The organism is Erwinia typographi (genome assembly GCF_000773975.1).
Classification (GTDB): Bacteria; Pseudomonadota; Gammaproteobacteria; order Enterobacterales; family Enterobacteriaceae; genus Erwinia; species Erwinia typographi.
The window spans coordinates 96657-109197 of record NZ_JRUQ01000027.1; the positions used below are offsets into that span (position 1 = coordinate 96657).

General features: G+C 57.9%; 11 protein-coding genes. 4 read left to right on the forward strand and 7 right to left on the reverse strand.

Features of this window, described 5'->3' with window-relative positions:
• Positions 1–81: 81 nt before the first annotated feature.
• From NG99_RS07780 to ubiU, 3 genes are all read right to left on the reverse strand, one after another.
• Positions 82–1095, reverse strand: a complete 1014-nt coding sequence (locus NG99_RS07780; protein WP_034890517.1) for a luciferase-like monooxygenase — start codon at positions 1093–1095, stop codon at positions 82–84.
• A 239-nt stretch (positions 1096–1334) separates the two neighbouring features.
• Positions 1335–2213, reverse strand: coding sequence for a U32 family peptidase (locus NG99_RS07785; protein ID WP_034890520.1), 879 nt, complete (start codon positions 2211–2213; stop codon positions 1335–1337).
• 8 nt (positions 2214–2221) lie between these two features.
• Entirely contained in the window at positions 2222–3217 is a 996-nt protein-coding gene (gene ubiU / locus NG99_RS07790; RefSeq protein ID WP_034890523.1) for a ubiquinone anaerobic biosynthesis protein UbiU, read from the reverse strand.
• A gap of 205 nt (positions 3218–3422) precedes the next feature.
• On the opposite strand from ubiU, the gene ubiT reads away from it, so the two are divergent.
• The gene (ubiT, locus tag NG99_RS07795) at positions 3423–3950 is read left to right on the forward strand and encodes a ubiquinone anaerobic biosynthesis accessory factor UbiT (RefSeq protein ID WP_052130609.1); all 528 of its coding nucleotides are present in this window, start codon (positions 3423–3425) and stop codon (positions 3948–3950) included.
• Positions 3944–4447 carry a GNAT family N-acetyltransferase gene (locus tag NG99_RS07800; RefSeq protein WP_034890526.1) on the forward strand — a complete coding sequence of 168 codons (504 nt, stop codon included), beginning with the start codon at positions 3944–3946 and terminating at the stop codon, positions 4445–4447. Before ubiT ends, NG99_RS07800 begins: the two co-directional genes overlap by 7 nt.
• Here NG99_RS07800 and NG99_RS07805 read toward each other — a convergent pair.
• Entirely contained in the window at positions 4444–4758 is a 315-nt protein-coding gene (locus NG99_RS07805) for a GIY-YIG nuclease family protein (RefSeq protein ID WP_232298236.1), read from the reverse strand. The two genes, NG99_RS07800 and NG99_RS07805, sit on opposite strands and share 4 nt — an antisense overlap.
• A gap of 73 nt (positions 4759–4831) precedes the next feature.
• On the opposite strand from NG99_RS07805, the gene NG99_RS07810 reads away from it, so the two are divergent.
• The gene (locus NG99_RS07810; protein ID WP_034890530.1) at positions 4832–5260 is read left to right on the forward strand and encodes a YhbP family protein; all 429 of its coding nucleotides are present in this window, start codon (positions 4832–4834) and stop codon (positions 5258–5260) included.
• 61 nt (positions 5261–5321) lie between these two features.
• Here NG99_RS07810 and nrdG read toward each other — a convergent pair whose 3' ends face one another.
• Positions 5322–5786, reverse strand: coding sequence for an anaerobic ribonucleoside-triphosphate reductase-activating protein (gene nrdG / locus NG99_RS07815; RefSeq protein WP_034890532.1), 465 nt, complete (start codon positions 5784–5786; stop codon positions 5322–5324).
• Positions 5783–7915, reverse strand: coding sequence for an anaerobic ribonucleoside-triphosphate reductase (gene nrdD / locus NG99_RS07820; RefSeq protein ID WP_034890534.1), 2133 nt, complete (start codon positions 7913–7915; stop codon positions 5783–5785). The genes nrdG and nrdD overlap by 4 nt, the downstream gene beginning before the upstream one ends.
• Before the next feature lie 359 nt (positions 7916–8274).
• Here nrdD and NG99_RS07825 point away from each other — a divergent pair, with 359 nt between their 5' ends.
• Entirely contained in the window at positions 8275–10851 is a 2577-nt protein-coding gene (locus NG99_RS07825) for a DEAD/DEAH box helicase (RefSeq protein ID WP_034890536.1), read from the forward strand.
• 4 nt (positions 10852–10855) lie between these two features.
• Here NG99_RS07825 and treC read toward each other — a convergent pair whose 3' ends face one another.
• Entirely contained in the window at positions 10856–12514 is a 1659-nt protein-coding gene (gene treC / locus NG99_RS07830) for an alpha,alpha-phosphotrehalase (protein WP_034890539.1), read from the reverse strand.
• Positions 12515–12541 lie beyond the last annotated feature (27 nt).

Here is a 12541-nt window from a genome sequence, read left to right on the forward strand (position 1 = left end):
CGCCATGCGCATGAAATGCCGGTCACTTGCTGACCGGCATTTTTTTTGTCTGAACGTCAGCGGCAGAGGGAAATTAGCCGCCTATTCCTGTAGCGACTTGTGCGCTTCCATTGCCAGCGCAAATGAGTGCAGCCGCGCCTGGCGATCGAAAATCTGACCATTTACCATGATTTCGTCGGCCTGAGTTTCGCGGATGAGCGAAGCCAGACCGTGACGAACCTTATCTTTGTCACCAACGATCGACATGCTCAGCGCCTGCTGCACGCCATACTGCTCTGAAGGCGACCAAAGGTTATCCATGTTTTCAACCGGAGCCGGAAGCGGACCAGGTTTTCCCCGGCGCAGGTTGATGAACTGCTGCTGCATGGAGGTAAACAGGAAGCTGGCATCGCGATCGCTGTCCGCGGCGATCACGTTGACGCAGACCATCGCATGGGGCTTATCAAGGCGGGCCGAAGGTTTGAAGTTCTCGCGATACAGATGCAGCGCCTGGAACAGCAAATCCGGCGCAAAATGCGAGGCGAACGCAAACGGCAGGCCAAGCTGAGCGGCAAGCTGCGCGCTGTACAGGCTGGACCCCAGTAGCCAGATGGGAACGTTAAGGCCCAGGCCAGGGACTGGCTGAACGGCTGGATGATCGCCAGCCTCCGCATCGAACCAGGCGATCATCTCGGCTACGTCGGCAGGGAAATTGTCGACGTGGCTGCCCATATGGCGACGGAGAGCCATCATGGTGCGCTGATCGGAGCCTGGCGCGCGGCCCAGACCAAGGTCGATGCGGCCAGGATAGAGGGATTCCAGCGTGCCGAACTGCTCCGCAATCACCAGCGGTGAATGGTTAGGCAACATCACGCCGCCGGAACCCAGCCGCAGCGTGGTGGTATTCGCGGCTAAGTAGCCAATCAGCACGGAGGTTGCCGCACTGGCGATCCCGGTCATATTGTGGTGTTCGGCCAGCCAGTAGCGGTTATAGCCTGACTTTTCAGCCTGCTGTGCCAGCGCCAGAGAGGCATGAAAAGCTTCGCGCGGCGATGCACCCTGCGGGATCGGAGCCAGATCGAGGACCGAAAGCGAAACATTTTTTTTATCAGACATAGGTGCTCACTTATTCGATGGGCGGATTAGCGCCAATACAAATATCTATCCTGAAGGAATTTTTCTCAGCAGGATTGGCAGTTTGAAGCACTTTTACCCTGTCGTGGTCAGGCGGGCCGACCTGCCAACCCATGGGCGTACGTTCATGACAGGGTTGTCAGACCAGTATTACTCATTGGTCCACAGATTAAAACTGTCTTTATTGGCGAGAGAGAGCGGGCCGATAGCCCGCTCTGATGCTAGCTAACCAGCTCCAGTCCGGCGACCTTCCACCAGTAGCCGTTGCACTGCTGGCGGGCAAGCAGAGGTAATGGATGCTTGCCTGTTTCATTGTTGCGGAACGCGTCGAGCGTCGCCAGCGTGCCCTGGTCCTCGGGCGAGAGACGGACAATGTCGACCAGCCCCTGCATTGAGATCAAATCATTGCCCAGGTTGTAGCAGTAGCCGCTCATGGTCTGAATGCCGTTAAGCACAAACACCTGCTGATCCTCCTGGGAGCGCAGCGCTCTGCCCTGAGGGTAGTTAATGCAACAGGTCTGGCAGTCATCTTTGCCGCGGTTTTCCGCTCTGGCGGTAAAGCAGCGCGCGGAGTATGCCAGAGGCAGATGACCATAGCTCAGCACCTCCACCTCAAACTGCCCGCGAATTCCCAATTCGTCACACTGCGTCAGCAAATTAGCCAGCCACTCGCGCGACAGCTCCACCGGCATACACCAGCGCACCATGCCCAGTTTGTGCAGCAGACGCAGCGTAACGGCGTTGTAGCAGTTCAACGCATGACCGGCGACGAACGGCAGCCCGGCCTCGGACGCCATATTGACCGCGCCCATATCGTTGGCTTCAATCAGAAAATCGCCGTTATCGACATATTTTTTCAGCTCAATCAGTTCCGAAGGGGACTGGAGCAGCGCCAGCGTGCTGATCACCACCTGCTTTCCACTGTTCGCCAGCTCTTTCGCCATCGCCAGCCAGTCGGCATTTTTCGTCGCCCGGCGTTTGCTGCAAACGGCTTCGCCGAGGTAAATGATGTCGGCCTGGCTGTCTGCCGCCGCCTGATAAAACGCCTGTAGCGTCTCTTTTGGCCAGTACCATAGCACCGGCCCTAAAGCATATTTCATGGAAATCCTTATTGCCAGTCGCGGTGATAGGCACCCAGCGTTGTCTGCGTACCTTCACTGAGTGCGCTAAGCGCATTCATCCAGCTCTGCTGGGCGGAAAATTGTTCAGGGTCTGCCTTGCAGCGGTCAATGGCCTGCCGCCAGATGCGGGCTATCTGGGCAACGTAGGCCGGACTGCGCTGACGCCCCTCAATTTTCACCGAGGCGATATTGGCCGCCAGCAGGGCCGGCAGCAGTTCCAGCGTATTCAGGCTGGTCGGCTCTTCGAGCGCGTGGTACGGCACATCCCCAACCTTGTAGCGCCCCTTGCACAGCGTGGGGTAACCAGCATTCTCATCGGCCGCATAGCGGTCGATCAGCACCTCATTCAGCCGGGATTCCAGCCCCGAAGCAGTCTGCTGCCAGCGAACAAAGCGCGCCGGGGAACAGGCTCCGACGGTATTCGGCGATTCACCGGTCAGATAAGAAGAGAGATAACAGCGGCCTTCGGCCATGATGCACAGGCTGCCAAAGGCGAAAACTTCCAGCGGCACGGTGGTGGCGCGGGCAAGCTGGCGAACCTGGTGAATAGAAAGCACCCTGGGAAGCACGACGCGAGCGACGTCAAAATGACGCTGATAGAAATTGACCGCCTCCGCGTTGGTCGCCGAAGCCTGTACGGAGACGTGACGCTCAATGTGCGGATAGCGATGGGCAGCATATTCCAGCATCGCGATGTCCGCGAGGATCAGCGCGTCAACCCCGGCATCTGCGGCCATATCCACCGCACGTTCCCAGCGCTGGTAACCCTCTGGGTGGGCAAAAGTATTGATCGCAACGTGCAGTTTACGTCTATGCTGATGAACATAACGGGCCGCTTCCTGCAGGCGTTTTTCTGTAAAGTTGAGGCCAGCGAAATGGCGGGCGTTTGTGTCGTCCTTTAAGCCGATATAAACGGCATCCGCACCATTTTCAATCGCCGCCTTCAGAGCAGGCAAATTACCCGCAGGACAAAGCAGTTCCATATAAAGACATTCCGAATAAACAGGACAAACGTTGAGTTTAGTCAGCCCGGCGAGGACAATTTTTGATTTAAGGCAGCTAATGGCGTATTGATGGGATGAGATTAACCAACAAATTTCGGAAAGTTCACACACTTTGTTGATCCAACTGGCTAAGACGTTTTGCTGTTATGGCAAAATAATCGAAATTTACTCAATAGGAGTCACGATGGTGTTGAACCCATTACGCGCTCAGCTTGTTCGTAAGGGCCCGCAAATGCTGCGGATCCCGCTGCAGTTTGCGCCGTTCATGTTGAAAAAACAGGGGCTGCAGCAGATCCTCAGCTGGCAATTTCATCATGCTCTGGCCGAAGGTGAGTTAAACTTTCTGCAGGGGCGCTGGTTAGGCATTGAGATCCGCGACCTGGGACTGCGCTGGGCAACGACTGTTGAACAGGGGAAATTACGGGTAGCCGATCGCAGTGAGGCGGACGTCTGGTTCCGCGGCGACGCTAACGACCTGCTGCTGGTCGCCGCCCGCAGGCTCGATCCTGATATGCTGTTTTTCCAGCGCCGTTTGGTGATTGAAGGGGATACAGAACTGGGGCTTGAAGTGAAAAACATGATGGATGCCATTGAGCTTGAATTCATGCCGGCGCCGCTGCGTTTTGGCCTGATGCAACTGGCCGACCTGGTTGAAGCTGGACTGACTGAGGACGCGAATTCCCCGGCGGATCGCGCAGGTGCACCATGTTAATTCGTACTGAAATAGGGGTGGACGCGGCCAGCATAGATAGCCTGCTGCGCCGCTGTTTTGAGACTTCCGCAGAGGCCGAGCTGGTCCAGCAACTGCGTGAAGATGGCCTGCTGACGCTCGGCGTGGTTGCCACTGATGACGAGGGCCAGGTTCTGGGCTACGCGGCATTCAGCCCGGTCACCCTGAATGGCGAGGACAATCAGTGGGTCGGTCTGGCTCCGCTTGCCGTAGATCAGAGCATTCGCGGCGAAGGCCTGGGCAAGCAACTGATCTACGAAGGGCTGGATACGCTGAATGAGTTTGGCTACGCCGCCGTGGTGGTGATGGGCGACCCGGCCTATTATGGACGCTACGGTTTTGAACCGGCGGCCAGGCATCAGCTTCGCTGCCGCTGGCCGGGTGCCGAGGCCGCTTTTCAGGTTTATAAGCTTGACGACAATGCATTTAATGGCGCAGAAGGGCAAATTGACTACTCTGAGCCGTTTAACCGCTTTTAAGCGTTAAGCGCCGCCAGCCAGCGGCTTAACGACACGGGCTGGTGCTCAACCAGCCTGATTTTGTCCGGCTTTTTGAGCTGTTTCACCTGATACTCCAGCCGTGAAGCGCTGGAGCGATCGCCCGCTTCGCAGTGAAATAGCAGCTCCAGCGGGCCTTTTCCCCGCAGCGCCTTCGCCCCTTTCCCCGACTGATGCTGCGCAAACCGCCTCGCCACATCATTGGTTATGCCGGTATACAGCATTCCGCTGGCGGTGCGCAGGATATACAGGCGCCAGGGCGCGCTTTCACTGTGGCTCATAGCTTCCTTCATCTCAATTCCCGTGCCTGCAGCATAGCAAAACCCCCAACGGATGTGGCAAAGTAGCGTCTTTTGCGGAGGCGCCATGTTAGCAAGTGAACACCTGAACAGCATCAGCCGCTATCTGAAAAAGCAGCATGTGCTGTCGCTTTGCAGCGGACAGCCCTTGTGGTGCGCCAACTGTTTTTACGTCTATGACGCAGGGCGGGTGGCCTTCTGGCTGATGACGGAAGCGGAAACTCGTCATGGGTCACTAATGGTCAGGGAGCCGCTGGTGGCTGGTACGGTGAGTGGCCAGCCAAAATCCGTGATGCTGATTAAGGGCGTGCAGTACGCAGGGAGGATAGCGCTGTTACAGGGCGAAGAGGAGGCTCGTGCGCGCAAGGCCTACGTGAAACGCTTCCCGATTGCGGCAAAAGCCCCGGCGCCGCTGTGGGAGATCCGTCTCAGCGAGCTGAAAATGACCGATAACACGCTGGGCTTCGGCAAAAAACTAAGCTGGCAGCGGGCATGATCTGCACCTGCCGCGCTGGTCACGTAGTGCGGGCTGCTGCTGTAAAGATGCAGCAGCCGAACTAGCGTAAATAGTGAATGACCTGGTTACTGCTGCCTCGCCACGGTAGCGCCGGGTCTTTCAACCCGGCGACAAATTTGCCGTCAACCAGCACGTTAATCCTTGCCACTACCTGCTGCTGTTCTGCGCTCAGATCCTCAAGCCGGTAGCCGGTCCACAGCCAGATGTCCTTGCCCTCACACTCACGGCGCACGCGTTTTACCAGCCTCAGCACCTCCGACACATTTGCCGGATGTAAAGGGTCGCCTCCCGACAGGGATAGCCCCTGCCGGGGAATGCGCGTGTCGTTCAGGTCGGCAATCAGCTGCTCCTCCTGCTGTACGGTAAAGGGCCGCCCGGAGTTAAGCCGCCAGGTGCTTTTGTTATAGCACCCGACGCACTGATGTTCGCAGCCGGCGACAAACAGCGTACAGCGGGTTCCCGGCCCGTTCACAATATCGACCGGGTAATACTGGTGGATATTCATCCCAGCGGTCCGCTCAGATGCTTAACGCGGCGTTTTACCTCTTCCTGTTTTCCGGCATTGAACGGGCGCGCATCCGGGCTGCCCAGGTAGCCGCACACCCGGCGGGTGACGGAAACTCTGGCCGCATCGTGATTGCCGCATTTAGGGCAGGTGAAGCCTTTGCTGGTGCAGGAAAATTCCCCGGTGAAGCCGCACTCGTAGCACTCATCAATCGGCGTATTGGTGCCGTAATAGGGTACGCGGCTGTAGCTATAGTCCCAGACGTCTTCCAGCGCTTTGAGGTTATGCTGAATATTGGGATATTCGCCGTAGCAGATGAACCCGCCGTTGGCGATCGGCGGATAGGCCGCTTCGAAATCAATTTTGTCGTAGGGGTTTACCTTTTTCTCGACGTCGAGGTGGAAGCTGTTGGTGTAATAGCCCTTGTCGGTCACGCCCGGCACCACGCCAAACTCGGCGGCGTCCAGACGACAGAAGCGATCGCAGAGGTTCTCGCTTGGCGTGCTGTAAAGGCTGAAGCCGTAGCCCGTTTCCTCCTTCCAGCGGTCGGTTGCCCTGCGCAGATGGCTGACGATAGCCACTGCCTTAGCCCGCAGCCGCTCGTCGTCATAGACGTGCGTTTCAGCACCGAAAAGCGCATTAATGGTTTCATGCAGGCCGATATAGCCCAGAGAGATTGAGGCGCGGCCATGGCGGAAAATTTCCGCCACATCGTCATCGGCCTTCAGCCGCACGCCGCAGGCGCCTTCCATATACAGGATTGGCGCGACGCGCGCCTTGACGTTTTCCAGCCTGGCGATGCGCGTCATCAGCGCTTTTTTCGCTATTGCCAGGCGGCTGTCCAGCAGCGACCAGAAGGCCGCTTCATTGCCTTTCGCTTCCAGCGCGATGCGCGGCAGGTTCAGGCTGATAACGCCAATATTGTTACGGCCTTCATGCACCAGCTCGCCGTTCTCTTCCCACGCGCCCAGGAAGCTGCGGCAGCCCATTGGCGTCTTGAAGGAACCGGTGATGTTTACTACCTGTTCATAGTTGAGAATATCGGGATACATGCGCTTGCTGGCGCACTCCAGAGCCAGCTGTTTAATATCATAATTAGGTTCGCCGGGCAGGCGGTTCAGTCCCTGCCTGATGGCAAAGACCAGCTTGGGAAAGACCGCCGTTTTGCGGTTTTTGCCTAATCCGGCAATGCGGTTGCGCAGAACGGACTGCTGCACCAGCCGCGCAGACCAGCTGGTGCCGAGGCCAAAGCCGAAGGTGACAAAGGGCGTCTGGCCGTTAGCCGTGTGCAGCGTGTTCACCTCATATTCGAGCGACTGGAAAGCGTCGTAGCACTCTTTTTCAGTCCGTTCACGGGCATAGGCGTCAGCATCGGCGATCTGCCAGCTCAGCGCGGTTTTATGGTGCTTCGCCAGGCTGGCCTCAACAAAGGGGGCCAGCACTTCGTCAATGCGGTTGATGGTAGTGCCGCCATAGATGTGGCTGGCGACCTGAGCGATGATCTGGGCAGTTACCGCCGTGGCGGTGGAGATGGATTTCGGCGGCTCAATTTCCGCATTGCCCATTTTAAACCCGTGGGTCAGCATACCTTTCAGGTCGATTAGCATGCAGTTAAACATCGGGAAGAACGGAGAGTAGTCCAGATCGTGATAGTGGATCTCGCCCCGCTCGTGGGCCATGACCACGTCGCGCGGTAAAATATGCTGCGTGGCGTAATGCTTAGCGACAATGCCCGCCAGCAGATCGCGCTGGGTAGGGATCACCTTGCTGTCTTTATTGGCGTTTTCGTTCAGCAGGGCGGGGTTGCTTTGCTCGACCAGCCCGCGAATGGCTTTATTCAGCTTGCCACGCAGTTCCCGGGCGATATCCCGGTCGTGACGATATTCGATATAGGTGCGCGCCAGCTCAGGGTAGCGGCCGGCCATAAGCTGGTTTTCTACCGCACGCTGGATGTCATTAATATCCAGGCTCTCCTGCTGCTGAAGCTGCTGGCAAATCTGCGCGGTCACTTCCGCACAATATTTCTCATCGTCAATGGCCGCCGCGCGCGCTGCTCCTTTAATGGCTTCGCCAATGCGCGTTGCGTCAAACGCCACGTTGCAGCCATCTCTTTTTATCACCCTCGCCACCTTGTCCCTCCTCGCCTGAATATCTATATGTTGAATATAAATTCATGATAGGCGCTATATATGGTGTTTGTAGCAAAATAACAGCGAGTTTATTGATGTAGGACAAGGATTGGAAAACTCAGCGGGAAACGTAGCCGGTTGTCACCCGGACAGAAAAAAATAGTGAAATGTGGGGGCCGCCTGGGACAACATTAAAGCCCGCGATCTGACATCCTCTGAAGGGCCGATACGCCGCGATCGCCAATTTTTTGTCGCCGGATCGGCGCGCTTGAGTTGCATTCATAGTCGAGGAATTCATATTATTGCCTGTTATGCGGAGCAAACATCTCTTTGCTCAGGTCATCCAGGGATACTGTCTGATGTCTTCTGTGACGTACAATGAAAAACAGGTTAGCCGATGGATCGGTGCGCGCACCGTCGCCAGAGCAAAAAGCCTGGTGGAAAAAGCGCAGAATATTCAGTGGCAAAATAATCTGCTGACCGGCGAAGTGCCGGGCAGAAAAATTGAGCCGTACCAGGTGATGGTCCATTTCAGCCTGCCGCAGGGCAAGCTTCACGCCAGCGGCGAATGTACCTGCCCGGTAAAAAATAACTGTCGCCATGTGGCGGCGGTGATGCTGGCCAACCTGCAACAGCAGCCAGAACTCACGCCTGAAGAGCCACTTTTACACCGTATCTCAAGCCGACCAGTTCCCACCCTCCGGCTGGAATCGCGCGCAAAATTTATCAGCGGCTTTGGTCGCTACGGCCACCGGCAGAAGAGGCTGGATTTTGCCGCAGTGCATTTTGACTACGCTGGCATCGCGGTGGCCGCAGGCAGCAGCGGCGATCGTTTCATTGATTCTCAGGGCGTGCCCTTTCTGGTTCAGCGCCAGACGGGGCTGGAGCAGGAGTGGCTGGCTGAAATCAACGCGGCCGGGCTGAATACTATCCCCGCCGGACATATTTATACCCCGGAGTCGGCTCCTTTGCCGCCGTCCATTTTCGCGCCAGACATGCCCGCTCAGTGGCGAGACTTTATCCGCACCCAGCTGCCGAAGCTGCGCAAAAGCGGCTGGAAGGTCAGCATGGACGACGACTTCACCTGGAACATCACCGAGATTGCGGGCATTGAAGGCAAGGCCGTGCAGGGGCAGGATGGCTGGTTCAATCTGGAGCTGGAGGTCAGCGTCGGTAAGCGCCAGCTACGGATGCAGCCGCTGCTGGCCGGACTGTTCCAAAAGGATCGCCGCTGGTTCTCCGGCAACCTCAATCAGATCCCGGATGAGGAAGTGATCGAGCTGAGAAGCGACCGCAACGAGCGTCTGCATATCAGTGCCAGCGTGATGAAACCGCTGGTGGGCAATCTGATCGATCTGTTTGCGCAGGGCATGAATACGCCGCTGCGCATTGCGCCTTACGAGGCGGGCAGGCTTACGGCGCTGAGCGATACCGGGCGCTGGCAGTTCTCTGGCGACAGCGGCGTGCATCAGCTGGCCGAGCGCCTGCGATCCAGCGAGGGCATCCTTCCGGTCAGGCCGCCCGTGGGGCTGCACGCGCAGCTGCGTGACTATCAGCAGCAGGGGCTTAACTGGATGCAGTTCCTGCGAGCGCACGATCTCTCCGGCGTGCTCGCGGACGATATGGGGCTGGGTAAAACCGTCCAGACGCTGGCGCACCTCCAGCTGGAGAAAGAGGCCGGCAGGTTGGATCGTCCGGCGCTGATCGTCGTTCCCACCACGCTGGTCTACAACTGGACGCAGGAGGCGAGCCGCTTCACGCCGGGTCTGAAGGTGCTGGCGCTGACCGGGCCGGAACGCAAAGATTTCTATGACGCCATTGAAAAATACGACGTGGTGATCACCACCTATTCGCTGCTGTGGCGCGACCAGCCGCAGCTGCTGGGGCACAGCTATCACCTGCTGATCCTGGATGAGGCGCAGTACGTGAAAAACAGCGCTTCGCGCGCCGCCTCGGTGATCCGCTCGCTGAAGTCCCGCCATCGTCTCTGTCTGACCGGCACGCCGCTGGAAAATCATCTCGGCGAGCTGTGGTCACAGTTTGATTTCCTGCTGCCGGGATTTCTGGGCAGCGAAAAACAGTTCACGCAGGAGTGGCGCGTGCCGATCGAGCGTAACGGCGATCGGGTGCGTCGGGAGCTGCTGGCGCGGCGCGTCAGGCCATTTATGCTGCGGCGGCGCAAGCAGGAAGTGGCGAAAGAGTTACCGCCGAAAAACACCATTGTGCGCTCGGTGGAGATGGAAGGGAGCCAGCGCGAACTGTACGAATCGGTGCGCAGCGCGATGCAGGATCGTGTGCGCCTGGCGGTTGAGCAGCAGGGGGCAGGGCGCAGCCATCTGCTGGTGCTGGACGCGCTGCTGAAGCTGCGGCAGATCTGCTGCGATCCCCGGCTGGTAAAAACCGATAAGGCGCTGAAGGTTAAACACTCGGCCAAGCTGGCGCTGCTGCGGGAAATGCTCACCGATCTGCTGGCGGAAGATCGCCACATTCTGATCTTCTCGCAGTTCACCACCATGCTTTCGCTGATCGCGGAGGAGCTGCATAAGGCCCGCATCCCGTATGCCAGCTTAACCGGCAGCACGCGGGACAGAACCGAGCCGGTGCGGCGTTTTCAGCAGGGCGAAGTGCCGGTGTTTCTGGTAAGCCTCAAGGCGGGCGGCGTGGGCCTGAACCTGACGGCGGCGGACACGGTGATCCATTACGATCCCTGGTGGAATCCGGCTGCCGAGAATCAGGCGACGGATCGCGCTTACCGGCTGGGCCAGGACAAACCGGTCTTTGTTTATAAACTGATTGCGGCAGGCAGCATTGAAGAGAAGATCGTGGCGCTACAGGAGCAGAAGGCCGAGCTGGCGGGCAGCATTCTGGAAGATGAGCTCAGCGAGCCCGCTCAGTTTACCAGTGAGGATCTGGCCGCGCTGTTTGCGCCGGTTTGAAGAGTTAACGCCGCTGATACCACCACACCGCTTCCCACGGGCGCAGCATCACTTCACCCGGCGTGACGTGAGTATCGGAATAGTTACTGATTAGCACGTCCCACTGGCCGCTGTAGGCCGGAGGATGCCAGACCTGCGTTTCGGCGCTGAAGTTAGTGGCGACGACCAGCGTCTGGTTCTCATAGCGGCGGCAGTAGCACCACAGCCAGGGGTGATCCGGCAGCAGATCGAGATAATCCCCCCAACTGAGGATCGCATACTCCTTACGCAGCTGGATCAGCCGCTGATAGGTGTAAAACACTGATTCCTTATCGGCCAGCGCGGCTTCAACATTGATCGTCTCCAGATTATCGCACATGCCAATCCACGGCGTGCCGCTGGTAAACCCACCGTTCTCTGCGGCGTTCCAGGGGATGGGCGTCCGGCCGTTATCGCGTGATTTGCTGGCGAGGATCGCCAGCAGATTATCGCTGTCGCGCCCCTGAGAGCGCAGCTCGGCGTACATATTATGGCTTTCTATATCGCGGTAATCGATGATGCGGGTGAAGTGCGGATTGGTCATCCCCAGCTCTTCCCCCTGATAGATGTAAGGGGTGCCCTGCATACCGTGCAGTACCAGCGCCAGCATCTTGGCCGACTGCACGCGATAGCGATCCTCATCGCCCCAGCGTGACACCACGCGCGGCTGATCGTGGTTACACCAGAACAGCGCGTTCCAGGCCTTGTTGTGCATCCCCTGCTGCCAGTGGCTGAAGATCGCCTTCTGCGCCACCAGATCCAGCGCCGTCAGCGTCCATTTCTGACCGTTGTAAAAATCTACCTCAACATGATCGAAGCTGAACACCATCGACAGCTCCTGACCGTCCAGCGAACCATAGCGCTGGCAGTGCTCCAGCGTTGCTGAAGACATCTCCCCGACGGTCATCAGCCCGCGAGGGCGAAAAACATCGCGGCTCATCTCCTGCATATATTCATGAATACGCGGTCCGTCGGTATACAGGCGCAGCCCGTCGCCGTTCGGATCGTCCGGAAAATCCTGATGCTTGGAGACCAGATTCACCACGTCCAGCCGCAGCCCGTCAATGCCGCGATCCGCCCAGAAGTTGACGATCTGCTTCAGCTCGGCGCGCAGGCTGTCGTTTTCCCAGTTGAGTTCGGCCTGCTCCGGCGCCCACAGATGCATGTAGTACTGGGCGCTTTCCGGGTGCCAGCGCCAGGCGTTGCCGCCGAACTTCGACAGCCAGTTATTGGGCGGCTGGCTGGGCGCGCCGTCGCGCCAGATGTAATAGGATCGGTACGGGCTTTCGCGATCCAGCGCCTCGTGGAACCAGTGGTGCTGGGTGGAGCTGTGGTTAAACACCATATCGAGAATGATCCGCATCCCGCGCAGGTGAGTCTCCTCTACCAGCCTGTCGAAGTCGTTGAGCGTACCGTAGATCGGATCGATGGCGATGTAGTTCGCCACGTCATAGCCATTGTCCACCTGCGGGGAAATATAGAACGGCGTCAGCCAGATGGCGTCTACGCCAAGCTCTTTAAGATAATCCAGCCGCTGCACCACGCCAGCCAAATCGCCCGTGCCGCTGCCGGTGGTGTCCTGAAAACTCTTGGGATAAATTTGATAGATAACGCCGTTTTGCCACCACGGGAGAAGGTTAGTCATTGCTCAATCCTGATTATCAGGTTAAAG